This is a genomic window from Nocardia sp. NPDC055321, from assembly GCF_053645575.1.
On sequence record NZ_JBSHMS010000005.1, the window covers coordinates 296,483 to 320,800 of the forward strand.

The window sequence follows — 24,318 nt, forward strand, 5'->3', positions numbered from 1 at the left end:
CTTTGCGAGTGTTAACTTGTCATCGATCTGTACGGGCGTCAACATTGGCGGGGTGAGCAGTGTGGAAGGTCATACGGGCGGCGCGGCCCCCGCGCCCGCGCGCCAGACCCCCTACCACCACGGCGACTTGCGCAACGCGCTCGTGAGCGCATCCGCCGAGCTGGCCGAGCTCGGCGGCCCGGCGGCGGTGACGGTCCGGGCCGCCGCCCGCGCGACCGGCGTCACCGCCACGGCCGCGTACCGCCACTTCAGCGGACACGAGGAGCTGCTCGCGGCGGTCTGCGACCTGGCCGGGCAGGTGCTGTTCGAGGCCATGAACTCCGCCATGCGGGAGGTGGCCGACCAAGCGGATCCGGTGACGACCGCGATCGCCCGCCTGGCGACCGCGGGCCGCGCCTACATAGCGTTCGCCGAGCGCGAGCCCGGCCTGTTCCGGACCGCGTTCTCCCCGACCGATGCCACGCCCCACAAGGACGTGGTCGACGACCCGATCTTCGCGCTCATCGGCGAGAACCTGGACATCCTGTCGGACTCCGGCTTCATGGACCCGCGCCAGCGCACGGGCGCCGAGTTCACCGTCTGGGCGGCGGTGCACGGCCTGGCGACCCTGATGGTCGACGGGCCGCTGGCCGATCTCGATCCGGGCGAGCGCGAGAGCGCGGTGCGGCGCATGGTCGCGACGGTGTTCCGCGGGTGTGCCACGGGCCCGGACGCCGGCCGGTACGCCCTGGATCCCCATATGGCCCTGGAGGTCTGAGGGTGGCGGCGGACCGACCGATACGAATCCCTCATGGCGACAACGGGTCCGAACGGATTGGCTGAACGTCGAGTGGTGCCGACCGGCGCGGCCGGCTACTGGCCGTACGAATAGCGCAGGTCTCTGAACAGCAACTGATTGAGGCGCAGGCGGAGATGTCCGGTCTTGCTCTCATCGGGCGGATCTCCGGCGGCGAGCAGGGTGAAGCGTAGTGCCGTACCGCCGTCGGGTGTCGGCGCGAGGTCGAGTCGTATCCGGTCGCCGGGTCTGCCGGGCCACAGGGACGACCAGAGGACCAGGGTGGGCTCGGTCGCGGTGATCACGGTCGGGGCCACCTCGTCCGATCGCAGGTCCAGCCAGGGGCGAGCGGTGGGCGCGTCGGGCTCGGTCAGGGACCGCCACACGACAGGGGGCGGTGCGGGGAGGGTCCTCATGCGGGAACCGATCTCGAGCACTACCGCAGACTAGTCGGCCGCGGATGACGGGTGTGGGAGCCGGTCCCGGAGCGAGTGGGGCCGGGCGGTACCGGGCTCATCGGATCGCGAATGTTTCAGCGGGCGTGGCGGTTTCGCCCCATCTTCGAATCCCGGCGTACGGCGATTCCTTGCCCGCGTGGCGGCGCAGGAACCGAAAGTACCGCTGCGACCGGCTGACCGATGGGTTCGACAGAGCCTCCGCGATCGCTTCGCCCTGGTCGCTCAATCGGATCGTGCCCCGGCTGCTCAGCGTCGCGTTCCAGTCCGTCGCCGCGTCCCCGGCCAGTAGTCCGTGCGTCGCGAGCAGGTCGAGCGCGGAGATCAGCTCGGTGTACGGAGCTCGCATGAGGCGCGGGAAAAGCGCCGTGGCACAGCCGGATTCGGAGAGTAGTTCGAGGATCTCCACGACATGGCGGTGCGCTGTCAACTCGGCGAGCATTGTCGAGTCCGCGGGGGCGTAATACATCCGAACCATCTCCTCACTGTCCTGAGAGCACAACCGGACAGGAAGCCGACGCTAAGCCGACCGGGCTCGGGTGACGGCTTTCCTGATGGGTCTTTTGCGCCTCGTGCTCGATCGTTGACGATTTCCGAACGGTTCCGGGGGCGGTGGCCGAGCACTCCGCGGCGAGGAAAGGGCTCCGCCCCTCGGCGGCGCGTCAGCGATACCGCGGATGCCCGCCCATGGAGGCCGTGTACACCGCCGCACCGGTGCCCGCGGCTCGCAGATTATGACGCTCGACCGCGGTCAACGTGTGGCGTTCCAGGAAGCGATGGAACGACTCGCTGACGATGGCGAAACGGCGGGCGAATGCGCTGACAATCATCACGGTGTCCTCGGGAAGGGGCAGCCCGATGGGTTGCCGAAGCAACAAGGATCATCTCGAGAATGGACCGAGTCAATGCTGCGCGCCTGGGCGCGCGAATCATGACGAATTATTGATGCATCTTCCGATTGTGTTTACGCCCAGCCCTTTTCAGATTTCGCGCGGGGCGACGGCGCGACGTGAGCTCACGACCGCCCACGCGGGGGCGGCAGCGATGAGCAGGGCCAGGGCGCCGTAGCCGAGAGTGAGGCCGGCGGCCGCCGCCGCGCCGGCGACCAGGAGGGGCCCGCCCGCGTCACCGAGTTCGCGACCGAGTTCGGCGGCGCCCATCGTCTGTCCCATGCGCTCCTGCGGGGTGGTGGCAGCCAGCTGTGCGAACGCCAGTGGAGTGATCAGACCCGTGCCGATCCCGATTCCGAACGCGGCGAGCAGAACCCCGGCAAGCCCGGGAATCATCGCGCACGCCAGCCCGGCGGCGGTGATCATCAGCCCGATGGTGATTCCGGTCGGTGCGGACAGACGCCCGTCGTCCAGGGCCCGTCCGGCCCGGGGCTGTACGAATGCCGCGGTAGCCGCCAGCACCGATACCGCCGCGCCGGTGATGACCGGTCCGAGCCCGGCGGCGGCGCCGGACACCGGCAGGAATCCGACGCCCACCGACAGGGCCGCGGTGGCCGCTGCGAGCGCGGCGGTCGGGTGCGTGAACGACGAGTCCGACAGCCGCCGTGCCAGGTCGATCAGGGTTTGCCGGGCGCGGGGGAGCGGAGGCGCCGCGGGGACAACGCAGGTCGCCCAGATGGCCACCGCGACCGCGAGGGCGGCCATGATGGTGAACAGCAGCGAGAGGCCGCCGATCCACACGATGACTCCGCCGAGCAGCGGGCCCAGGGTGTAGCCGATGCTCTTGAAGAATCCGTAGCTGCCGAATGCCCTGCCCTGCTTCGCCTTCGGGTTCAAGCGGGCGATCAGAGCGCTCGCCGCGGGGGAGAAGGCGGATGCGCCCGCGCCCTGGCCGAGCCGGGCCAGCCACAGCCAGCTCGGATCATCGGCGATCGCGAAGGCGGCGGAGGCGGCCGCGAACGCGACGAGACCTCCGATCAGGACCGGGCGGGCTCCGATACGGTCCGCGATGGACCCGAATATCGGTTTGAGGATCACTTCGGCGCCGTCGTACAGGGCCAGCAGCAATCCCAAGTACAGCAACGAGATTCGCAGGTCGCCCGGTTCGGCGCCCAGGTTCGCCGCGATGCCGTGGGCGCCGAACGCGGTGGTGAATCCTGCCGCGTAGAGCGGCCACATCCGCCAGCTCGGCGGGAGCTGGGAGTCGGGTGCGTTGCTCATAGCTGGTCGCCGCCGGGCGGGGTCGGGGCGTGCAGTGCGGCGATGACCTGTTCGGTGTAGTCGGTGAATCGGTCCGTGCAGTGCTGTAGGCGCCGGGTGGCCTCGGCGGCGGCCGGTGCGCCGAAGACGTCGCGCGCCTTGATGTCTCGATGCCAGCGTCGTAGCCGTTCGAGGCTCTGCTCCTCCTCGTCGAGTTCGGCGAGAGTGAATTTGGCGTTGCGGATCTCTTTGTCGAGTTCGGCCTCGTATTTGCCGCAGTCGGCGAGGAATTCGGCCCAGTCTTCCGCCCGAGCGGCGGTGAACAGCGCTTCGAATCGGGCGGCGTCGGCCGCGCTGGCCCCCGCTGCCTGCAGCGAGATCGTTTCCCCGCCCGCTTTATCGGCCAGTTCGAGGGCCCGTGCGATCCCGGCGGCGAAGACCGGGACGTCGGGTGCGGCCCAGACGCCCTGCCCGAGCGGTAGCGCACCGACACGGCGCAGCTCGCGCCACACCGCGACCCGATGCCGGGAAGGGTCGGCGGGCATTTTCACCAGTAGCACGATCCAGCGGACCGCGGGAGAACTTTCCGTCACGACCAGAAATGTAGCAGGCGTTACATCTCGCCACGAGAGGCCTGTTACGCGAGACCGGGGGCGTTAACCCGACGAACAATTCACCGTTTTCTGAATACAGAAATGCATGTACTGTCTGAGGGGTGGACACCCTGCTTCATCGCGACGCGCTGGCCCGATTCGGACACGCGCTGTCGGACCCGACCCGTACCCAGATCTTGCTGAGCCTGCGCCGCGGGCCCGGCTACCCGGCCGAACTGGCCGAGCAGATCGGGGTGTCGCGTCAGATCCTCTCCAATCATCTTGCCTGCCTTCGGGGTTGCGGACTGGTCGTGGCGGTGCCGGAAGGGCGGCGGGTGCGGTACGAACTCGCCGACCCGCGCATCGGCCGCGCCCTGGACGACCTGACGGGACTCGTGCTCGCCGTCGATCCGGCGTGCTGCGCGGACGCGGATACCAAGGAGTGCTGCTGATGTCGTCGTCACTCGGGATGCCGTCGCTGCCCGCGGCGGTGACGCCGGGACCCACGCCCGAGCGGAGGGCGCTGCTGGCGTCGCGGATCCGCTGGTTCGTCGCGGCGACCATCACCTACAACGTCATCGAGGCGATCATCGCCTTGACCGAGGGTGCACGGGTGTCGTCCACCGCGCTGATCGGGTTCGGTCTGGACTCGGTGATCGAGGTGTCCTCCGCGGCGGCGGTCGCGTGGCAGTTCGCGGGGCGCGACCCGCAGCAGCGGGAGAAGGTCGCGCTGCGAATCATCGCGTTCTCGTTCTTCGCGCTGGCCGCCTACGTCACTGTCGACTCGCTCCGGAGCCTCTTCGGCGCGGGCGAGGCCGCGCATTCGCCGACCGGGATCGCGCTGGCGGCGGTGAGCCTGGCTGTCATGCCGGTGCTGTCGTGGGCGCAGCGCCGCGCGGGCCGTGAACTCGGATCCGCTTCCGCGGTAGCCGATTCCAAGCAAACCCTGCTGTGCACCTATCTCTCGGCGGTGCTGCTGGCCGGACTGCTGCTCAACAGCGTGCTCGGCTGGTCGTGGGCCGATCCGATCGCCGCGCTGGTGATCGCGGGAATCGCGGTCAAGGAGGGCCTGAACGCCTGGAAGGGCGATACCTGCTGCCCGCCCCCGGTCGCGCTCGGCGCGAAAAGCGAAGTCGCCGAGCACGACTGCGAATGCTGCGACGACTGAACCGACGGCCCTCCGCGCCGGCTCATCGACGTCGGGTCACCCCTGGATATCGCGGGTGATCCGACCCAGGAACCGAGCGGTCCCGGCGGTCTCGGTATCACCGAATTCCGGTGCGCCGCCGTCGGTTCGAGTGTTCTTGGTGAACCGAACCTTGGTCACCCACGGCCCGACCTGGGTGCGCAGTTCGGTCCAGTGGGGGTCGTCGCTCGCCATCCACACCTTGTCGGTGTAGCCGTCCAGGGGATGGAAGTTCGCCGGCTGCTCGACCTCACCCGCTACACGGTGGTTGTGCACCTGCAGGGACGCCAGGATCAGCGAATCGTCGCGGCGGAGTGTGCAACTGGCCGACCACCCGATGGGGTCGTCGCTCGGCTCCCGCTCCGATTCCGGGACGACCATGCCCAACTCGCCGACCGCGAAGCCGCGGAATCGATCGCACAGCGCCTGCTTTCCGAAGCTCGACGACCCGGCCCCGGTGTCGAGGCCGGCGTCGGCGGGATCGGGGCCACACCCGACCGCGGCCAGCAGAACGGGCAGTAGCGCGAACGCGCGCGCCGCGCGGTTCACCGGTAGTAGCGATCGGTCACCACGGACCACGCGGCGTTGCCGTCGCGCACGGTCGCGTCGCTGTAGCCCGAGGTCTTCGAGGCGGGCCAGGTCTGTTGCGGCAGGCCGACCTGGGTGAAGTTCTGGTTCATCACGTTCATCGCGATGGTGACGTCTTTGGTCAGGTTGTAGGTGCCGGTCACCGCGGTCATGATCAGGCGTGCCGCGGCCTGCACGGAATCGGCGATGTTGTCCGCGCCGTCGAACAGGCGCATGCTGGCCATTCCCGCCAGGTCGGTGACGATGGCCGCCACCAGATCCGCCACGCCGAAGGCCAGGTCCGCGTAGAAGTCCAGGATCTTCTGGGCCAGGTCCTCGAGTTCGGTCGCGATGACGACGCAAATGTTCGACACCGCTTTGAATCCCAGCGACTGTTGTTCCCACACGGTCTTGTACGCGCCGGCCGCCGGGCCGAACCAGCGCGCGGTCAGGTCGGCGGAATTGCGTTCGGTGTGCCCCTCGTCGATCTCGCCGCCGATCGTGCGCCAGTCGTTGGCGACGTCGATGAGGGTGACCGGCAGGCTGATGCCGTCGATGATGTCCAGGATGCCGAATTGATTGTTGGCGTGATCACCGTAGATGGCCTTGCGGATCCACTCGTTGATGTCATCGCGCACGCCGTCGAGGTACACGGCTCCGCCTATACCGGCGAGTCCCATGAGCGGGAGCCATTTCATGGCATCCTCGAACTTGTTGTCGACCTGTCCGCTCAGCCCACTGAGTTTGGGTTCCTCGATGAGCACGGTGTCGACATGCGCCTGGAGCTGTTCTTTCGTCACTGGTATCGCAGTCCTGGTGTGCTAGTACAGTCGCTTCATGGCGTGCAGGTTCGCCTGTTCTTCCCGCAGGTAGGTGTCGTGGCCGTCGGCCAGCACCTCGGCGATCTCCCGGCACGCGGTTTGCCCCTCCGTCACACGGGCCAGCACGAATTCGGGGCAATCCCGGTAGCGGTTGCGCATTTCGTTGAAGATCCCCATCTCGCTCTCCGAAATCCGGACCGAGGGAATGGCGACGCTCGCATTGACCAGACGGTTGTGCGCGTTGGCCCAGTTCTGGGCCGCACCGCGTAAATCGCTCAGTGCCAGCAGGATCGCGTCTCTGCTCGGGGTGCCTACCATGCTAGGAAGCCTTTCTCTGCGCGATCAATCGCTGATAGTGCTGCTGGTTCCACGCTTCGAGTTCCGCGTCGGTGTACCGTGCGTAATCGCCGCGGACCGTCGGCACGGGCCGCATCGCGCGAATGGTCTCCGTGCAGGTCAGGATCTCGGTCTCGAGGGCCCAGTGCTCGGCGTGCGCAACCCATTGCGGCACAACGCTGAACGAGGTGATGGAGAAGCGGTTGGCCCTGATGGTCAGCACCGGATCGTCGTACTCGCTCGTGGGACCGTCGGCCGTGTAGTCGCCCAGCGAGCCGATCAGTCGCAGTACCTCGACGTACTGCTCCCGGGTCGTGGCGTCCAGCAGCAGTTCCAGTTGTTTGCGGCGCGGGGTGGCGCCGGGATGGGTGGATCGGCCGTGTTTCCAGCCGCCCCGGTTCTCGATGTTCTGCCTGTGCTGCCGGACCACGGCCGCCTGGTAGGCGGTGAAGAGTTCGCGGCCCGCCGCGCTCGGGGCCACCTGTTGACTCCAGTCCGCGTGGAATTCCAGGCGGACCGGGAGCAGTCCGCTGTCCAGCTGCATGGTCACATAGGGCGAATCGATGGAATCCGGCTCGTGACCGTCTGCTTCCCAGGCCGATTCATGTGTTGCCGAGGTGCGTTCGCGCGGCGGTTCGTGGTCCCAGCCGTCATCGAAGACCCCCTTGTTCATCACCGGATCACCATTGCGTGCGAACACTCCCGAGCTGAAGACGCCGGCGGGAGAACTGCGCTCCGCGGCGAGGTGGACGAATGGACAGGGATGGAAAGGTAGCAGCTGTCCGGTCGCGAATTATGGTGCTGGAGAGTCGATTAGACGCTTCTTGACGAATTCCGAACGCGGCCCGGCGTAGGTGAATACGGTTGCGATGCCGCCGCATTCGACCAGCGTGCACGGGTTCGCAGTGGGGTGTGCCGCGGTGTCGATCCGGACCGGTGCGCAAAGAAACCGTGAATTCGGATCGCCCGTCCTTGCCGCCGGCGCGGGGGAGCGTTTGGATACCGGTATGACACCAATCCTCGGCGACCGCCGCCCCCTGTGCGGGTGGACCGAGATTGTGCGGTTCCGTTCGGAGCCAACGCCTTCGGCCCTGGAGCTCGTCGGCTTCGGGGGCGAGGACGAACCGCCGAGTCCGGTGTAGCCGGTCGGTTCGTTCGATCCGATCCGCACGGTTCACAGTGCCGTGCCCAGTCGCCGCCGTGCGCGCGACATTCCCGCATCCTCGTGACCTCCGTCGCGCGGGCTCCGCTCTCGCGTCGGCTCGTGCCGTTCGGCACAACGGTCGCGCACCCCACGACAGGAGAACTATGTCCGCAAACTCGCCCACCGCTCGCACCGTGCTGGTGACCGGCGCCGATGACCGGCTGGGCTTCGCGACCGCCCAGCGGCTGGTCGCCGACGGAGCAAACGTCATCGCACACGTCCTGCGCAAGGATCGGGCCGATACGACGATGGAGCTGCTCACCGCCGGATCCCGGGCGGGCCAGGTCCGCATGGTGCACGCCGACTTCGCCCGGCTGGCCGAGGTCGACGAGCTCGGCCGCACCCTCGCGGTGGAGCTGACCGGGCTCGACGCGCTCATCAACGCCGCCGCCATCCCCGCCCCCGAGGCGCGCACCATCACCGAGGACGGGCACGAGTTGACCCTGCAGGTCAACTATCTCGCCCCGCAGCGGCTCACCACCGCGCTGATTCCCGCCGTGGCCGCGGCGCACGGCCGGGTGGTGAACCTGACCTCCAAGCTGCACATCGGCGGCAGGATCGACTACTCGGATCTGGATCGCAAGCGCGGCACCTACACCCGGCTCGCGGTCTACGCCCAGTCCAAACTGGCCGTGGCCATGTTCAACCGGACCCTGGCCGAAACCGGCCCGGCCGAAATCACCTCGGTGAGTGTGCATCCCGCGGATTTCGAGATCGATCTGCCGCAGTTCCGCAGCCAGCGCACCGCGCCGGTGGAGGCGGTGGCCGCGTTGGTGGCCGCGTTCGGCAGCAGCGCGATGCCCGTGGTCAACGGCGGCTACTACGAGGGCCCGGAATTGGCGCAAGCCGCCGCGCAGGTGCGCAATTCGCGTGCTCGCGCCCGCCTCGCGTCCTGGAGCAACCAGGGCTGAAAGACTTCGGCGCACCCGCCTGTGGCATGTCGCGGTGCGCCGGGGAGCGGCGGCCGCCGCAGCACCCGCGCAGGGCCGGGTGTTGCGGCGGCTCCGTATCGCGTTCTCCCGCGACCCTGCCGGTGCGTGAACTCCGCACCGCCGACTACTCTTTCGTACGGACCGAACTTGTCTGAGGAGTTGGTATGAGCACGCGATCGCACGATGTCGTCGTCGACCCCTATCTGACCCCGCGCGCGGGATCCTCGGCCCTGGTGCTCATCGATGTCCAGCGGGACTTCTACGAGGACGACGCTCCCGCCCGGATCGAGGGGACCGCCGCGGCGCTGCCCGCGATGGCCGAACTCGCGGCGGTCTTTCGCCGTCTCGGCCGGCCGATCGTGCATGTGGTGCGGCTGTATCGGCGCGACGGGTCGAACGTGGACATGGTGCGCCGGTTCGCGGTCGAGTCGGGCGCCGAGATCGCGTCACCCGGTTCGAGGGGATCGCAGATCGCGCCCGAATTGTTGCCGGGGGCGGTGGAATTGGACCACGAGGGCCTGCTGGCGGGGCGGTTCCAGGAGGTCGGTCCCGCCGAGCACGTGATGTACAAGTCGCGCTGGGGTGCGTTCTACGACACGGGATTGGCCGAGCACCTGCGCGCGTACGGGATCGACACCGTGGTGTTCGCCGGCTGCAATTTCCCGAACTGCCCGCGGACATCGATCTACGAAGCGTCCGAACGAGACTTCCGGATCGTGCTGGTGTCCGACGCGATCTCGGGGCTGTACCCGCGGGGTGCGGACGAGTGCCGGGCGATCGGGGTGCGGCTGCGCACGGTCGGGGAGACGACCGCGTGGCTGGACGGCACCTCGGTCGGATGAGCGATCGGGGTACGAAACCGAAGGTTCGGCCGAACGCGAGCACGATCGCCGCAGTGGCGGCGCGAGCGTGCGTCCGGACGTCGCAATCGCGGTAACTGTGCTGGTCAGCGTATGAATTCTGATGCGAGCCGCTGGCGGCGGTCCGGTTCCGCCGGGCGTAGGGTCGGACCCATGCGACTGAGCACCCGAAATCAACTCGACGGCACGGTCATCTCGGTGACCCGCGGCGAGGCCATGGCCGTCATCCGCGTTCGACTCACCGGCGGTGACGAGGTGACGTCATCGATCACCCGGGCCGCCGCCGATGATCTCGACCTCGCCGAGGGCACGGTGGTGAAGGTATTGATCAAGTCGACCGAGGTCACGCTCGGCGTCGAATAGCGCCGGGTCGCCGCGGCTCCCGAAGTCCGGGCGTCAGTAGACGTCCCGGACATAGCGCTTGTCGCTCGAGAGCTTCTTGACGTACGCGTCGGCGTCCTCGGCGTCCATGTTCCCGTGGTGTGCGATGACCTCGCGCAGGGCCAGGTCCACGTCCTTGGCCATGCGCGAGGCGTCGCCACAGACGTAGAAGTGCGCGCCGGCGTTGATCCATTTCCACAGTTGCGCACCGCGTTCGCGCATGCGGTCCTGGACGTAGACCTTGGCGCGCTGATCGCGGGAGAAGGCGACGTCGAGCCGACTCAGGATGCCCTGCTTCTGGAGTTCGTCGAGTTCCGCGCTGTAGTAGAAGTCGGTGGCGCGGTGTTGCTCGCCGAAGAACAGCCAGTTGGGTGCCTGATCACCACGTGCCCGGCGGTGTTCGAGGAATCCGACGAACGGCGCGACGCCGGTTCCGGGACCGACCATGATCGCCGCGACATCCGGGTCGTCGGGCGGCCGGAAGTGCGGCGCGCGTTGCACATGCAGGGCCAGGGGCTGGTTCTGCTCGGCGTCGGCGAGGTAGCTCGAGCAGAGCCCGCCGCGCGGGCGTCCGGTGGGTCCGGGGTAGCGGATGACCGACACGGTGGTGCGCACGACGGCCGGGTTCGTCAGCGGACTGGAGGAGATCGAGTACAGCCGGGGCTGAATGCGTTTGAGCATGTCGGCCCAGCGTTGTGGGTCCGCCAGGACCGGGTAGTCGGCGGCGATGTCGACCGGCTGACGGCCCCACAGCCACTTGGACAGTTCGCCCTTGTTGTTCTGCCGCAGCAGGGTTTTCATGTAGGGGTCGGAGTCGTGTTCGGCCACGTGCTCGAGCAGTTCGGGGCTGATCCTGGTCAGGTCGAGGTGTTCCTCGAGCGCGAGGGAGAACGGCAGCGGCCCGATCTTGGGCAGCTCGACGACGGCCGCCGGGTCGAGTCCGGTGGTGGCCAGGAATTCCCACACCAGGCCCAGATCGTTGCGCGGGCGCACTCCCAGGGCATCGCCGACGTCGTAGCTCAGGTCGGTATCGGTGAGATCGAAACTGAACTGGCGCACCTCCTTCTGCGCGCCGGGCAGACTCAGCAGCCGGTTGCCCACCAGCCGGCCCAGCGGCTTGTCCGGCGCCGGCCGGGTCACGGTGGCCGTCGCGGTGGCCTGCTGCCGAGTCGCCGAGCCCGCCGATCCCTGTGCTTCGGTGGGTGCGGGCGGCGCTGGGCTCGACGGCGGGGCCGAGTCGCCCGCGGCGGCCGGTGCGGTGAGAGCGGGAACGATCCGTTCGAGCCACGCGGTCGCGGTGTCCTCGAAATCGGGCTCGCAATCGGCCCTGGGAAGCAGACGCTCGGCCCCGAGCTCGCCGAGGCGCGCATCGAGTCGTTTGCCGTGCCCGCAGAACGCGTCGTAGTTCGAGTCGCCGAACGCGAGCACGGCGAATCGTGTTCCGGTGAGGGCTGATTCGGGCAGGTCGGTGAGCGTTTGGAAGAAGTCCGCGCCGTTGTCGGGCGCGTCTCCGTCACCGAACGTGCTGCTCACGACGAGCAGATCGGCATCGCGCGGCAGATCGGCGGCGGACATCGCGTCCATCGCGTGCACGGTGGGTGCGAGTTGCCGGGCGGTCAGGGTCGTGGCGAGCGTCCCGGTGGCGAAGTCCTCGGCGTTGCCGGTCTGCGACGCCCACAGGATCACGAGCGGGCGGGCCGGGGCGGAGTTCTCGAGCGCGGGAGCCGGCCCTCCGTGGTCTGCGGTCACGACGGGATCGGCGGGTGTCACGGCCCGAGCGTGCGGGGTGAACAGCCCGGCCATCATGCCGTCGACCCACGCGGACACGTTGGGGCGCAACGGATTCGCCGCGGGAACCGCGGGCACCACATCGGCCTCGCCGCGCTGCACGCCGGAGAGGAATCCGGACAGGTACGCGGATTCGGTATCGGTGAGCGCGGGTGCGGCGAGATCGCCGAGGCCGAGCGCGGCGGCGGCCACCAGCACCCGGTCGCCCATGCGGGCCGATACCGGCGCGGGAGCTGCGGCGGCGACCGGCGCTGCCGGTTCGATCGACTCGGTGACCGGTTCGGGCCGGATCGGCGCGGCGACCTTGGTCAGGGTGACCGCGCAGACCTTGAACTCGGGCTGGAAGGAGATCGGGTCGACGGCGTCATTGGTCACCGCGTTCACCGTCAGGTATTCGCCGAACAGGTCGTTCCAGTGGAACGGGGCGAAGGTGGTACCGACCCGGACCCGGTCGGTGACCACCGCCGGCAGGATCGCGCGACCTCGGCGCGAGGCCACTTCCAGCCAATCGCCCTCGGCCACGTCGAGTTTCGCCGCGTCGTCCGGGTGCACTTCGAGGAACGGCCCGGGATTGAGCTTGTTGAGCTTGGCGACCTTGCCGGTCTTGGTGAGAGTGTGCCACTGGTGCTGGACCCGGCCGGTGTTCAGGACGAAGGGGTAGTTGTCATCGGGTAGTTCGGCGGCGGGAAGGTGCGGGCGCGGGAAGAACGCCGCGCGGCCGGACGCGGTGGGGAACCACAACCTGGGCGCAGAGCCGTCGGGGCGGGACCGCGGGGCCTGACTGACCCCGTCGTTGATGTAGCGAATGGGGTTGCGGGCGGGCCCTTCCGGAGCGATCGGCCACTGCAGCGGTCCTTCGCGCAGGCGGGCGTAGCTCGCGCCACGCAGGTCGTGGCCGGTCTTGGGATTCCAGGTCTGTTTGATCTCCTCGAAGATCTCTTCGGCGTCGCGGTAGGTGAAGGCGTCGGCGTATCCCATGGCGCAGGCGATGCGGGCGATGAGCTGCCAGTCCGGAATCGCCTCGCCCGGTGCGGGTATCGACTTCTGGACCAGCGTCAGGTTGCGCTCGGAGTTGATCATCACCCCTTCGCCCTCGACCCACAGCGTGGCGGGCAGGATGACGTCGGCGTAGGCGTTGGTCTCGGTGTCGGCGAACACGTCCTGGGTGACGACCAGTTCGGCCTTCTCCAGCCCCGCCAGTACGGTGCTGCGATTGGCAACCGTGGCAACGGGATTGGTGCAGATGATCCAGCAGGCTTTGATCTCGCCGGCGGCCAACCGGGTGAACATGTCGATGGTGCCGGTGCCGACCTCGGTGCGCAGCGTGCCCGCGGGCAGCTTCCACAGGTTCTCGATGAACTCGCGGTCGGCCTCGACCAGCACCGAGCGCTGACCGGGCAGGCCGGGACCCATGTAGCCCATCTCGCGTCCGCCCATGGCGTTGGGCTGGCCGGTGAGCGAGAACGGGCCGCTGCCGGTGCGGCAGATGGCCCCGGTCGCCAGATGCAGGTTGACCAGCGCGTTGGTGTTCCAGGTGCCGTGGGTGGACTGGTTCAGGCCCATCGTCCAGCAGCTCATCCACTCACCCGCGCCGCCGATCAGCTCCGCGGCGCGGCGGATGTCGGCGGCGGGGATTCCGGTGATCTCGGCGACGGTGTCGGGCGGATAGTCCGCGGCGAACTCCGCCATCCCCTCCCAGCCCTCGGTGAACTCGGCGATGAATTCCGGGTCGGTGTGCCCGTTCTCGATGAGCAGGTGCAGCAGGCCGTTCAGCAGCGCCAGATCCGTGCCCGGTTTGATCTGCAGGAACAGGTCGGCCTTCTCACCGGTGGCGTTGCGGCGCGGGTCCACCACGATCAGCTTCGCGCCGGCCTTGACGCGATCCATCATGCGCAGGAACAGAATTGGATGGCAGTCGGCCATGTTCGCGCCGATGACGAAGAACACGTCGGCGTGATCGAAGTCGTCGTAGGACCCGGGCGGGCCGTCCGCGCCCAGCGAGAGTTTGTAGCCGGTGCCGGCGCTGGCCATGCACAGCCGGGAATTGGATTCGATCTGATTGGTGCCGATGAAGCCCTTGGCGAGCTTGTTGGCCAGGTACTGGGCCTCGAGGGTCATCTGCCCGGACACGTAGAACGAGACCGCGTCGGGGCCGTGCTCGTCCACGAGCGCTCGCAGTCGCGTGGCGGTGTCGGCGATCGCGATGTCGACGGCGACCGGTTCGGGCGCGGCGCCGCGTTCGGCACGCACCTGGGCCGTGCTCAACCGCCCGTCCGCGGCCATCATGTCCGCGTGGCTGCCGCCCTTGGTGCACAGGCGGCCGCCGTTGGCGGGGTGGGCTTTGTCACCGGCTACTTTGCGGATGCGCTGTCCTTCGGGTCCGTTGTGGAGTTCGAGCGTGATCCCACATCCGACGCCGCAGTAGGAGCACACCGTTCGTGTGGCGCCCGCGCCGGCCTCGGAATCGGCTGCCGTCACCTTGGTTTCCTCCCCGCTCGCACCGCCCTGACCGTGGTTCCCGATGCCAACGGTAGGAAGCGGTTGTTAACGGGCGATCACACGCGCTGTTACGTTCACATCTCTGCGGCGTTGGGCCGGTTGTGCGTTTCGCGCGATCGCACAGCGTGTCGCTGATGCGGGTGAGTAACCGGCAATAGATAGGCAACCACGGAGAAAACACGGTGAAATCGCCGTATCTGAGGATTCACAGAGATGCCCATATCTGTGAGAGGACCGATGCGTGCGCGCCGTACAGGACCCATCGATGCGAACGGCGAGCCGAGTTGATGTGTCGGTGGACGAGATCGGTGACATCCTGCGTTCGGAGCTGACCCCGGTCTCCGAGCGCTACGCCCTGCTGTCCACCGCCCTCGGCGCCACGCTGGCCGGTCCGCTGTGGGCGACCGCGGCGCTGCCCGCCGCCGACACCGCGGCGATGGACGGTTTCGCGGTGAGCGGTCCGGGTCCGCAGTGGCGGGTCCTCATCGGAACCTGCACCGCGGGAAGACGTTCGGGCATTTCGCTGTCCGAGGGTGAAGCGGTCCGGATCGCGACCGGTGCGCTGACCCCGCCCGGAACCACGGCGGTGATCCGACAGGAATCCCTGCGTGCCGTGTACGCCGGCGGACAGCGCGCGGTGGCGCTCGTCGCGGGCGCGGGCCGCCGCAACGACCTGCGCCGGCGTGGGGAATCCTGGCTCGACGGTGACGAACTCACCCCGGTCGGGACCCGGGTCGGGATCAGCACCGTATCGGTGGCGCAGAGCGCGGAAACCCCGATCGCGATGGTTCGCGGACCGCTGCGGGCCGATGTGCTGCTCACCGGTGACGAGATCCGCGCGAGCGGTGACCTCGAGCCCGGCCAGGTCCGCGACGCGCTCGGCACCGCGCTGCCGCATTACCTGGGCCACTGCGACATCGGTATCCGGAACCTGACGAGGCTCCCCGATGACCGGGCCCTGCTGCGCACCTGGTTCGATCTCGACACCGATGCCGAACTCGCGGTCACGGTCGGCGCGACCGGTCACGGTGGCGCCGACCACCTGCGGAGTGTGCTCGACGAGATCGGCGCGCACATCCTGATCGACGGCGTACGGATGCGGCCGGGCGGCTCGCAGTTGGTGGCCCGCCTGCCGGACGGTCGCGTCCTGCTGGCGCTGCCGGGCAATCCGCTCGCGGCCGTCGCCGCCACACTGGTGACCGGGCGGTCGCTGGTCGGCGCTCTCACCTGCCGTCGCGAGTCGAACCCGGCGTCGGGGCGGCTCGCGGACGCCGGCGCCCCGGACAACGATCGGACCAGGGTCGTGCCGGTCCGCCAGGTCGAAGGCGGCGTATGGCGTGCCACTCGATCGGGCGGTACCGCGCATCTGGCGGGACTGCTGCAGGCGCAGGCACTCGCGCTGGTGCCCGCGGGCACCGGCCGCGGCGCTCTCGTCGAACTGCTGTCCTTGCCGAACTGACCCGCCCCCCGGCGCCCGCAGGCCCGTCGCCGCCCGCGCGTCACGACACCGCGGTCGTGACCATGGCGATCAGGACGATGCTCAGGAAGGCCGGGTAGGCGATCGCGTGCACTCGATCGGGGATGTCGATCGGCGCGCGCTCGAGCGCGACGATCGTCGGCAGCGCGCCGAGCAACAGTGCCGCGGCAGCCGTCAGGTTGATGCTTCCGAGAAACCCGGAAGGTGAATCGAACTGTCCGGCAGTGGCATACACCAGCGAGGCGACGACTGCGACGGGGATGCTGAGCGGGTTGGCCAGTGCGGTGGCCTGCGCCATACGCATTCCCCGGCGGCGCAGCAGCGGCACGGTGAGCACGCTGCCGCCGACGCCGAGAAACGCTGCCACGGCGCCGATCCCGACGCCACCGACGCTGGATCCGAAGGTCGTCGGGGGACGGTTTCGATGGAGGGCGGTGATGAACCCGTCGCGGAGCACGATATCGGCGAGGGTGATCGCGAGATAGGCGGCGAAGAGCAGTTGGAGTGCTCGATCGGGCACGAACGTCGCGGCCATCGCACCCATCGCGGCCCCGATCGCGATGAACCAGGCCAGCGGGTGCAGATGTGGTCTCAATGGCATGCCCGATCGTGCGTGCGTGAGGGTGGCGATCGAGGCGTTGACGATCATGACCGCGGCCGAGGTCGCGACCGCGACATGCATCGCGCCGCTCGCGGCGTGCGCGGCCGTCACCGCGTAAACGGCCGGGACGGTGACGAATCCGCCGCCGAACCCGAACAGGACGGTGGTGAGGCCGGTCAGGCATCCGAGCAGCAGCAAGATCAGAAAGCAGGTCGGCACACAGGCACGGTATGGACGGAGAGGCCAGTCGCGCATTCGATAGTCGGACGGTTTGCGGTGAGAATCCGACACGGGAGGTAGGCTCCGGAAATGCGCAACATCCCGGTCGCGGATGTCGACTCGATCGACCGCGCGGTTCTGGCGATCGGGACCGATTACCCGGCGCGCCATCCGCTTCCGGCACATCGTCACCGCCGCGCCCAGGTTTTGTACGCGGCCACCGGGATCATGCGCGTCGACACCGACCACGGAACATGGACCGTCCCGACGCACCGCGCCGTGCTGATCCCGCCCGAGGTCGAACACGCGGTGCTCATGGAGGGCGTCAGCACGCGGAGTCTCTACCTCGAACCCGCTGCGGTGCCGTGGTTTCCGGCGCGCTGCCAGGTAGTGGAGGTTTCGCCGCTGCTGCGCGAGCTCATACTCGCGGCCGTCGAGATGCCCGCCGACTACCACCGGCGTGGTCGCGACGGCACCCTCATCGACCTCGTCCTCTACGAACTGCGGACCCTGACACCCGTGCCCTTCGAACTGCCGCTGCCGGGTCGGCCGGACCTGCGTGAGCTGTGCGACGCGTTCCAGTCCGTCCCGACGATCAGGTCCACCCCGGACGACTGGGCGGCGCGAATGCGGGTCAGCACCAGGACGTTCAATCGCCTCTTCCACGCGGAGACCGGCCTCACCTTCCAACAGTGGCGACAACGGGCGTGCGTCGCCCATGCCCTGCACGCCCTCGCCGCGGGTAGCTCGGTCACCGCGATCGCCGGCGAACTCGGCTACGACACCCCCGCCGCGTTCTCGGTGATGTTCCAGCGGGCAACAGGTTCCCCGCCCACCGTGTTCCGCGCGCTTCCCGGGATCGGATGAATGCGCATGGCACGGAACCGGTGCGAGCGGTCGAACGAGGTTCTGCCGGGCCGGCGGGGACCTGTCGCCCACGACCCGTCGCGGCCCGGCGACCACCGGTGGTCGGCGATCGGAGCGCGGGCCCACGCGCATATGCTCACACCATGACCCGCACCCCTCGGGACCCGGGTGTTTCCCTGGCCGCGTTGCTGGCCGCGTTCTCCTTCGCGATGGACCTCGGCCTGGGCCAGCCCATGGCGCACGTGCTGCGGTCGTGGCGGTTGGCGGCGCGGCTCGGGGAGCAGGTCGGGCTCGGTCCCGGGGAGCGGTCCGACCTGTACTACACCGCGGTGCTGGCGTGGGCCGGGTGCGTGGCGGACGGGCCCGAGGTGGCCGCGTGGTTCGGGGACGACATCGCTTTCCGCTCGGACACCTACGGTGTGGACCTGCGCGGAGTGAGCGGCGCGGCCTTCTTCCTGCGGCACGCCGGGTCGTCGGGGCCGCTCGCGCAGCGGGTGCGCAAGACGGTGACCATCGCGGCTACGGGCGGTCGCGACATCGAGCGGGGGCTGATGGCGCACTGCCTGGCCACCTCCACCATCGCCGAGCGGCTCGGGCTGGACCCGGCGGTGGGGGATTCGCTGCGGCAGTTCTTCGCGCGCTGGGACGGCAGGGGTGTGCCCGGCGGTATCGGCGGCGACCGAATCGGGCTGGGAATGCGGCTCTTTCATCTCGCCGATGTCGTGGAGGTCATGCATCGCACCGCCGGCATCGACGCCGCGATCGAGGTCGCCCGGGCGCGGCGCGGGACGCAGTTCGATCCGGTGGTGGTGGACGCCTTCTGCGCGTCGGCCCGCGAGCTGCTGGCGGACTCCGACGTCGAACCCGACTACGAGGAGCTCATCGCCGCCGATCCGGGACTGCGGCGCAATCTCACCGGCGCGGAACTGGATTCGGCGCTCGAGGTGATCGCCGACTTCACCGATCTGCGGTCGCCGTACCGGGCCGGGCATTCGCGCGGGGTGGCCGATCTAGGTGGTCGGGCAGCGGCCGTCGCCGGGCTACCCGAGGCCGACATCACCCTGGTGCGGCACGCGGCCCTGCTGCACGACATCGGGCTGCACGGGGTCCCGGCGAGCATTCTGGACAAGCCCGCGGGGCTGAGTGTGACCGAGCGCGAACGGCTTCGGATGAACTCGTACTACACCGAGCGGGTGCTGGCCCGCCCGGCCGGGCTCGCCCGGATCGGGGCGGTCGCCGCGCTGGCCTACGAGCGCCTCGACGGGTCGGGCGCGCATCGCGGACTGACCGGGTCGGCGATTCCGATGACGGCGCGACTGCTGGCCGCGGCCGATGTCTACCGAGCCATGACCGAACCACGTGCGTATCGGGATGCCTTGCCGTCCAAGCGGATTCTCGCCGAGATGCGCGCGGAGGTCCGTGGGGGCCGACTCGACGCGGGAGCGGTCGACGCGGTTCTCGAAGCGGCAGGACAGCCCCGGGGTCGCCGGGTCTCGGGTCCGGACGGCCTCACCCCGCGCGAGCTCGAGGTGCTCGGACTGATCGCCCGGGGCGCTTCCACCCGGGATGTGGCGCGTGCCCTGGGCATCACGCCGAAAACGGCGGGCACCCATATCGAACGCATCTACACCAAGACGGGGTCCTCGAGCCGATCCACCGTCACGCTCTACGCGGTGCAGCACGGCCTACTGGATACTCTCGCCGTCGATTCGTAGGGAGAACACCCGACGACACGCGCTCGCCGCGCGCCTAACGTTCGCTGCACACACCGTTCCGCCGTCCCGGCGGCAGTGCACGAAGTGAGGTTCCGCGATGCCGGCGGCGGCCGGCGGAAGCGATACCGGAGATGAGAAATCATGCTTGATCTGGCGTCGAGATTGACCGGTCTGCCGGAAACGGTCGGCCACGCGGCGTGGCCGGACCACGAATACGTCAAGGGCTGGGGCGTATTCGGGCTGCCCTTCGACAGCGGTCACGTACTCGCCCTGCGCGTCTTCCCCGAGAACGATTTCGGACCGTACAAAACCGTGTGGCACCGCGACCCCGAGGGCCGCTGGTCGATCTTCGTCGACGGCGACCGGCTCGAGACGGCGTGCCCGCGCTACTACGGAAGTGCCTGCGTCTATACGGGTTTCGCCTCGATTCGACTGGAATGGACCGGTCCGGCAACCCTGCGGATCACGGTCGACGAACCCGCGCTGGAGTGGACGCTCACCGCCCACGACACCCCGGCGCTGCGCGCGCTCAACGCGGTCGGGGGACGGCTGCCGCTGGGCACCTGGCGCGTGCCCGCGCTCGTGCGGGCACGCGAGCGAATCGCCGCCGCGCTGGGTATGGGGCGGCTGCGGATGGCGGGCACCATGCCCAGCGGTCACACCGGGATCCTCATGCCCGAGCGCATGTACCTGATCTCCGAGTCGACGGCCACGCTCGACGGCCTGGACTTCGGAAGCCCGGCGCGCCTGGCGGTGAACCCCGTCATCGGTGCGGTCGCCCTGCCCGCCCGCGGCGTGCTCGCCATCGGTCAGGCGATGTGGGAAGCCCTCGATCCGATGACCGACGGGCCGAACTCCGGGGGACTCACCCACACCGTCGACCCTCGATAACCGGTGCGCGGCGATCGCGCTGACGATCGCCGCGCACCGCGGGCTGCTACTGTCGGCATCGTGCCCATCGCCGCTCGTCTCGCCCCCGGTTGCCGCCCGCGCGGCTGCCGCGCGCCGGCGCGCCGGGTACACGGGCGCCGGGTGCGCTGGGTGATCGGCTCCGAGCCGGGCCAGGTCAATGGGATGCGATGGCTGTGCGCGCCGCGCGTCGAGCGAGGTAACCGCTAGTCATCCGGCCGTGCACGGCCGGGTTCTTCGCTGCGCGCGTGCGCGTGCGCCGACCTCACCCAGCCATCGCACCGGAACGCCTGTTCCGGCCCAGGAGCGACCACATGATCAGCCAACTCTTCATCCCCGCCCCCGACAGGCAGAATCCCAGCGCCGCGGGCTATTTCGGCGACTACGGCGGAAAGTTCATACCGGAGGCGCTCGTCGCCGCGGTGGAAGACGTCGCCGTCGAATACGACCGGGCCCTGCGCGATCCGGGATTCGCTGCCGAGTTCTCGGAGCTGCTCGCCCACTACGCGGGGCGGCCGACAGCCCTGACCGAGGTGCCACGCTTCGCCGAACATGCCGGTGGCGCAACGATTTTCCTCAAGCGGGAGGATCTGAACCACACCGGTTCTCACAAGATCAACAATGTGCTGGGGCAGGCGCTGCTCACCAAACGCATGGGCAAGACCCGCGTCATCGCCGAGACCGGCGCGGGTTCGCACGGGGTGGCGACCGCGACCGCGTGCGCGCTGTTCGGTCTCGAATGCGTCGTGTACATGGGCGAAGTCGACATGCGGCGGCAGGCTCTCAACGTGGCTCGCATGACGATGCTGGGAGCCCGGGTCGTTCCGGTGACGTCCGGATCGCGCACGTTGAAGGACGCGATCAACGAGACGTTCCGGGACTGGGTCGCGAACGCGGAGGACACCCACTACATCTTCGGGACCGTGGCCGGGCCGCATCCGTTCCCGGCGATGATTCGCGACTTCCAGCGCGTGATCGGCGTGGAGGCGCGCGGGCAGCTGCTCGAACGAACCGGACGACTGCCGGAGGCGGCGGTGGCGTGCGTCGGCGGCGGGTCGAACGCCATCGGGCTGTTCCACCCCTTTCTCGACGATCCGGCGGTGCGGCTGATCGGGTGTGAAGCCGCCGGGCACGGTATCGAGAGCGGGCGGCACGCGGCCACGCTGTCGGCCGGTGAGCCCGGCATCCTGCACGGTTCGCGGTCCTACGTGCTGCAGGACGACGAAGGCCAGATCACCGAGGCGCACTCGATCTCGGCCGGATTGGACTATCCGGGAATCGGTCCCGAGCACGCGTTCCTGCACGACAGCGGTCGTGGCGAGTACCGCCCGATCACCGACGACGCCGCGATGCGGGCACTGCGGTTGCTGTCGTCGACCGAGGGCATCATCCCGGCGATCGAGAGTGCACACGCCCTGGCGGGCGCCCTCGACCTCGGCCGCGAGCTGGGGTCGGACGCCCTGATCCTGGTCAGCCTGTCCGGGCGCGGAGACAAGGACATGGCCACCGCGGTCGACTATTTCGGCCTGGAGACCGGCGCGACCGGATCGGAGGAGAACCGGTGAGCGGAAACATCACACTGCTCGAAAACACCCTGGCCGCGGCGAAACGAGAGGGCCGCGCGGCGCTGGTCGCCTACCTGCCCGCCGGTTTCCCGACCGTCGAGGGCGGCATCGCCGCGATGCGGTCGGTCCTCGATGCCGGCGCCGACATTCTCGAAGTCGGCCTGCCACACAGTGATCCGGTACTCGACGGCCCGGTGATCCAGACCGCCGCGGATATCGCCCTGCGTTCCGGTACCCGGATTCGGGACGTGCTACGCACCGTGCGCGAGGTCCATCGCGCCACCGGGAAACCCGTCCTGGTGATGACGTACTGGAATCCCTTGTCCCGCTACGGGATAGAACGGTTCGCCGCCGAGCTGGCCGACGCGGGCGGTGCGGGCTGCATCCTCCCCGATCTCCCCGTCCAGGAGTCCGCTCCCTGGCGTGAGCAGGCGGCCGCCCACGACCTCGCCACCGTGTTCGTGGCCGCGCCGAGCACGACGGATGAACGACTGCGCGAAATAACCTCCGCCTGTTCGGGATTCGTGTACGCCGCCGCTCTGATGGGTGTGACCGGCGCCCGGGAGTCGGCCGGCGGATCGCCCGACGCCCTGGTCCGTCGTGTCCGGTCGACCACCGGCCTCCCGGTCTGTGTCGGGATCGGCATATCCAACCCGGCCCAGGCCGCGGCCGTGGCGACTTACGCCGACGGGGTCATCGTCGGTTCGGCGCTCGTCGCGGAGATACTCGGCGCGCCCGAGGCCGAGGGCGGCCCGGTGGCGGTGCGCACCCTGACGAGTTCGCTCGCGCAAGCGCTGCGGGCCTGATCGGCTGATCCCCGCCGGCCGGAGATCGTCTGATCTCCGGCCGGCGGGGCTGAGCGGAGTCGCCCTGTTCGCACGGCGGGCTCACCCGGTACATCCGGTCTCAGTCGACTTTCCGAACGGGGGGAATGTATTTGACGAGGGTCGCCGGATCCTTGGCATCGGCGTCGGGAAGGTAGATGCGGTAGTTGAGCCGGAACTGGCCGTCGGCCGCCGAGGGCAACCAGTTGCTCGTGTGGCTCGCCGGTTCCTCGTGCTGGATGTAGATGTCGAGGGAACCGTCGGGATTCTTGGTCAGTCCGGGGGTTCGGTCACCGATCGAATAGCGGTCTATCGGATTCTCGACCAGCTGGAAATCGGCGCCGTACATCGTGATCGACCAGAAGCCGTTGGGTAACGTCGGCGGGAGCTGATCGGCGTCGAAATGCAGCACATACCTGTGGGACCCGTCGAGCAGATTCGCGTCGCCGTCCTCGTAGGTGCTGAAATACTCGGCCTCGTCACGATCGTGAACGAACAAACCCTGCAGTGACCCCGCGGCACGGTCCAGATAGTCGACCCCGTAGGTTCCGGGCGTCAGGTTGTTCCAGCGCGTGGGATACGGGGTGCCGCGGTATTTCACCTTCCACGACATCACCTCCGGACCGTCGATCGCGGCCTGCGCCAAGCCTTTTCGCATGGGATCGCTGAGCGCGCCGACATCCATGGGTGCACCGAGGGTGATGCCGCCCCGGCTGAGCAGTTCGATGGCCGCCTCGTTGCCGGGCGCCGGGGGGTTCTCCGCCGCCAGATCGGCGACGGTCCGGTAGAAGGCCAAGTCGTCGTCATAGTGCGGGCGGGCGCCCAGGTCGGGCACGGTCACCCGGCCGTGCTGGGCGGGATCGCTCCAGTAGGACAGCGCGGTGAGGGAGAACTTCTCCTGCAGCGCATTGACTTCGGCGAGATCGGCGGCGTCGTTGGGCAGCACCCCGATGCGGATCGCGAACATCACGCTGTTGTTCGGTACCCGATGTTCGATCACCCCGGGCGGCAGCTCACCCTGCCAGTCCGGTCCCACGAACGCGTGGTCGCCGCCCCTGCCGCCGGTCGCGCGGGTGCCGATGTAGAAGACGTTGTTGGTGTAGGTGTCGGCGACCTCGACCGACCAGTATCGGTCCATGATGTCCGGCGCGGTCAGGATCATCGGTTCGTCGCGAAGTTCCAGTAGTGCACCGCTGTACACGGTGTCGTTGTTCGGCGTGTACGGCATGACGTCGTCGGCCGTGGCCAGGGTTTTCATATGGCCGATCTGGTTGAGCGGAGCGGCCGGCGCGTAGGCCTTCGCCTTCTCCAGCGCGGCCGGATCCATGCGCAACGTGCGTTCGCGTTCGTAGATCGTCAGCGGCAGCCCGAACACGTAGTTCTGGATGCCGACCGAATAGGCCCACTGCTGTTCGGCGTGCGCGTCCGTCGCGCGGGTGTCCGAACTCGGGGACGAGGAATCCTTCTTGGGCTGATCCGCTCCGCTCGAACATGCCAGCAGGAGAACGGATAAGCCGATGCACGCCGCGGGGATTCCGACGTAACCCGAGATTTGTCGCAGCGAGTGGGTACCGATACGGCGTGCGTTCACATC

Annotated in this window: 25 protein-coding genes; 13 read left to right on the plus strand and 12 right to left on the minus strand. The window is 68.8% G+C overall.

Annotation, left to right across the window (positions count from 1 at the left end; translation table 11 throughout):
• Positions 1 to 52 precede the first annotated feature (52 nt).
• Positions 53 to 757 carry a TetR/AcrR family transcriptional regulator gene (locus ACWIGI_RS10520; RefSeq protein WP_454202088.1) on the plus strand — a complete coding sequence of 235 codons (705 nt, stop codon included), beginning with the start codon at positions 53 to 55 and terminating at the stop codon, positions 755 to 757.
• A 95-nt stretch (positions 758 to 852) separates the two neighbouring features.
• On the opposite strand, the gene ACWIGI_RS10525 is transcribed toward ACWIGI_RS10520, so the two are convergent.
• The 5 genes from ACWIGI_RS10525 to ACWIGI_RS10545 form a co-directional block, all read right to left on the minus strand.
• Positions 853 to 1,191, minus strand: coding sequence for a hypothetical protein (locus tag ACWIGI_RS10525; RefSeq protein ID WP_454202089.1), 339 nt, complete (start codon positions 1,189 to 1,191; stop codon positions 853 to 855).
• Positions 1,192 to 1,288: 97 nt separating this feature from the next.
• Positions 1,289 to 1,708, minus strand: a complete 420-nt coding sequence (locus tag ACWIGI_RS10530; RefSeq protein WP_454202090.1) for a hypothetical protein — start codon at positions 1,706 to 1,708, stop codon at positions 1,289 to 1,291.
• Between the two features lie 184 nt (positions 1,709 to 1,892).
• On the minus strand, positions 1,893 to 2,060 hold the full coding sequence (locus ACWIGI_RS10535; RefSeq protein WP_454202091.1) for a hypothetical protein: 168 nt from the start codon (positions 2,058 to 2,060) through the stop codon (positions 1,893 to 1,895).
• Positions 2,061 to 2,210: 150 nt separating this feature from the next.
• Entirely contained in the window at positions 2,211 to 3,401 is a 1,191-nt protein-coding gene (locus ACWIGI_RS10540) for an MFS transporter (protein WP_454202092.1), read from the minus strand.
• Positions 3,398 to 3,973, minus strand: a complete 576-nt coding sequence (locus tag ACWIGI_RS10545) for a Chromate resistance protein ChrB (protein ID WP_454202093.1) — start codon at positions 3,971 to 3,973, stop codon at positions 3,398 to 3,400. Before ACWIGI_RS10545 ends, ACWIGI_RS10540 begins: the two co-directional genes overlap by 4 nt.
• A gap of 122 nt (positions 3,974 to 4,095) precedes the next feature.
• On the opposite strand from ACWIGI_RS10545, the gene ACWIGI_RS10550 reads away from it, so the two are divergent.
• On the plus strand, positions 4,096 to 4,425 hold the full coding sequence (locus ACWIGI_RS10550; RefSeq protein ID WP_454202094.1) for an ArsR/SmtB family transcription factor: 330 nt from the start codon (positions 4,096 to 4,098) through the stop codon (positions 4,423 to 4,425).
• The gene (locus ACWIGI_RS10555) at positions 4,425 to 5,141 is read left to right on the plus strand and encodes a cation transporter (RefSeq protein WP_454202095.1); all 717 of its coding nucleotides are present in this window, start codon (positions 4,425 to 4,427) and stop codon (positions 5,139 to 5,141) included. The genes ACWIGI_RS10550 and ACWIGI_RS10555 overlap by 1 nt, the downstream gene beginning before the upstream one ends.
• 36 nt (positions 5,142 to 5,177) lie before the next feature.
• On the opposite strand, the gene ACWIGI_RS10560 is transcribed toward ACWIGI_RS10555, so the two are convergent.
• From ACWIGI_RS10560 to ACWIGI_RS10575, 4 genes are read right to left on the minus strand one after another with little or no spacing between them, the layout of a single operon-like run.
• Positions 5,178 to 5,708, minus strand: coding sequence for a hypothetical protein (locus ACWIGI_RS10560; RefSeq protein ID WP_454202096.1), 531 nt, complete (start codon positions 5,706 to 5,708; stop codon positions 5,178 to 5,180).
• Positions 5,705 to 6,526 (minus strand): hypothetical protein, encoded by an 822-nt coding sequence (locus ACWIGI_RS10565; RefSeq protein WP_454202097.1) that lies wholly within the window; start codon positions 6,524 to 6,526, stop codon positions 5,705 to 5,707. Before ACWIGI_RS10565 ends, ACWIGI_RS10560 begins: the two co-directional genes overlap by 4 nt.
• Positions 6,527 to 6,547: 21 nt before the next feature.
• Positions 6,548 to 6,865, minus strand: a complete 318-nt coding sequence (locus ACWIGI_RS10570) for a hypothetical protein (protein ID WP_454202098.1) — start codon at positions 6,863 to 6,865, stop codon at positions 6,548 to 6,550.
• 1 nt (position 6,866) lies between these two features.
• The gene (locus ACWIGI_RS10575) at positions 6,867 to 7,556 is read right to left on the minus strand and encodes a hypothetical protein (protein ID WP_454202099.1); all 690 of its coding nucleotides are present in this window, start codon (positions 7,554 to 7,556) and stop codon (positions 6,867 to 6,869) included.
• Positions 7,557 to 8,191: 635 nt separating this feature from the next.
• Between ACWIGI_RS10575 and ACWIGI_RS10580 the strand changes: the two genes are divergently transcribed.
• The 3 genes from ACWIGI_RS10580 to ACWIGI_RS10590 all read left to right on the plus strand — a co-directional run bounded on the left by ACWIGI_RS10580 (position 8,192) and on the right by ACWIGI_RS10590 (position 10,242).
• Positions 8,192 to 8,998: an SDR family NAD(P)-dependent oxidoreductase gene (locus tag ACWIGI_RS10580; RefSeq protein WP_454202100.1), complete on the plus strand. Its 807-nt coding sequence runs from the start codon at positions 8,192 to 8,194 to the stop codon at positions 8,996 to 8,998.
• A 185-nt stretch (positions 8,999 to 9,183) separates the two neighbouring features.
• Positions 9,184 to 9,861 (plus strand): cysteine hydrolase family protein, encoded by a 678-nt coding sequence (locus ACWIGI_RS10585; protein WP_454202101.1) that lies wholly within the window; start codon positions 9,184 to 9,186, stop codon positions 9,859 to 9,861.
• Positions 9,862 to 10,032: 171 nt separating this feature from the next.
• On the plus strand, positions 10,033 to 10,242 hold the full coding sequence (locus ACWIGI_RS10590) for a TOBE domain-containing protein (RefSeq protein ID WP_454202102.1): 210 nt from the start codon (positions 10,033 to 10,035) through the stop codon (positions 10,240 to 10,242).
• 33 nt (positions 10,243 to 10,275) lie between these two features.
• Here ACWIGI_RS10590 and ACWIGI_RS10595 read toward each other — a convergent pair whose 3' ends face one another.
• The gene (locus ACWIGI_RS10595; RefSeq protein ID WP_454202103.1) at positions 10,276 to 14,526 is read right to left on the minus strand and encodes a molybdopterin-dependent oxidoreductase; all 4,251 of its coding nucleotides are present in this window, start codon (positions 14,524 to 14,526) and stop codon (positions 10,276 to 10,278) included.
• Between the two features lie 286 nt (positions 14,527 to 14,812).
• Here ACWIGI_RS10595 and ACWIGI_RS10600 point away from each other — a divergent pair, with 286 nt between their 5' ends.
• Complete coding sequence (locus tag ACWIGI_RS10600; protein WP_454202104.1) at positions 14,813 to 16,006, plus strand: molybdopterin-binding protein; 1,194 nt, start codon at positions 14,813 to 14,815, stop codon at positions 16,004 to 16,006.
• Positions 16,007 to 16,046: 40 nt separating this feature from the next.
• Here ACWIGI_RS10600 and ACWIGI_RS10605 read toward each other — a convergent pair whose 3' ends face one another.
• A complete protein-coding gene (locus ACWIGI_RS10605) occupies positions 16,047 to 17,030 on the minus strand; it encodes a sulfite exporter TauE/SafE family protein (protein WP_454202105.1) in 984 nt (327 codons plus the stop codon).
• Here ACWIGI_RS10605 and ACWIGI_RS10610 point away from each other — a divergent pair.
• The 6 genes from ACWIGI_RS10610 (at position 16,935) to trpA (ending at position 22,706) form a co-directional block, all read left to right on the plus strand.
• Complete coding sequence (locus ACWIGI_RS10610; RefSeq protein WP_454202106.1) at positions 16,935 to 17,711, plus strand: AraC family transcriptional regulator; 777 nt, start codon at positions 16,935 to 16,937, stop codon at positions 17,709 to 17,711. The genes ACWIGI_RS10605 and ACWIGI_RS10610 overlap by 96 nt on opposite strands.
• Positions 17,712 to 17,854: 143 nt before the next feature.
• Positions 17,855 to 19,426 carry an HD domain-containing phosphohydrolase gene (locus ACWIGI_RS10615; RefSeq protein WP_454202107.1) on the plus strand — a complete coding sequence of 524 codons (1,572 nt, stop codon included), beginning with the start codon at positions 17,855 to 17,857 and terminating at the stop codon, positions 19,424 to 19,426.
• Positions 19,427 to 19,567: 141 nt separating this feature from the next.
• Positions 19,568 to 20,317 (plus strand): hypothetical protein, encoded by a 750-nt coding sequence (locus tag ACWIGI_RS10620; protein WP_454202108.1) that lies wholly within the window; start codon positions 19,568 to 19,570, stop codon positions 20,315 to 20,317.
• Positions 20,318 to 20,377: 60 nt separating this feature from the next.
• Entirely contained in the window at positions 20,378 to 20,545 is a 168-nt protein-coding gene (gene trpM, locus ACWIGI_RS10625; RefSeq protein WP_454202109.1) for a tryptophan biosynthesis modulator TrpM, read from the plus strand.
• Positions 20,546 to 20,649: 104 nt separating this feature from the next.
• On the plus strand, positions 20,650 to 21,900 hold the full coding sequence (gene trpB, locus ACWIGI_RS10630) for a tryptophan synthase subunit beta (RefSeq protein WP_454202110.1): 1,251 nt from the start codon (positions 20,650 to 20,652) through the stop codon (positions 21,898 to 21,900).
• Entirely contained in the window at positions 21,897 to 22,706 is an 810-nt protein-coding gene (trpA, locus tag ACWIGI_RS10635; protein ID WP_454202111.1) for a tryptophan synthase subunit alpha, read from the plus strand. The genes trpB and trpA overlap by 4 nt, the downstream gene beginning before the upstream one ends.
• Before the next feature lie 100 nt (positions 22,707 to 22,806).
• Here the strand turns inward: trpA and ACWIGI_RS10640 are convergent, their stop codons facing one another.
• Positions 22,807 to 24,315 carry a DUF1254 domain-containing protein gene (locus tag ACWIGI_RS10640; protein WP_454202112.1) on the minus strand — a complete coding sequence of 503 codons (1,509 nt, stop codon included), beginning with the start codon at positions 24,313 to 24,315 and terminating at the stop codon, positions 22,807 to 22,809.
• Positions 24,316 to 24,318: the final 3 nt, after the last annotated feature.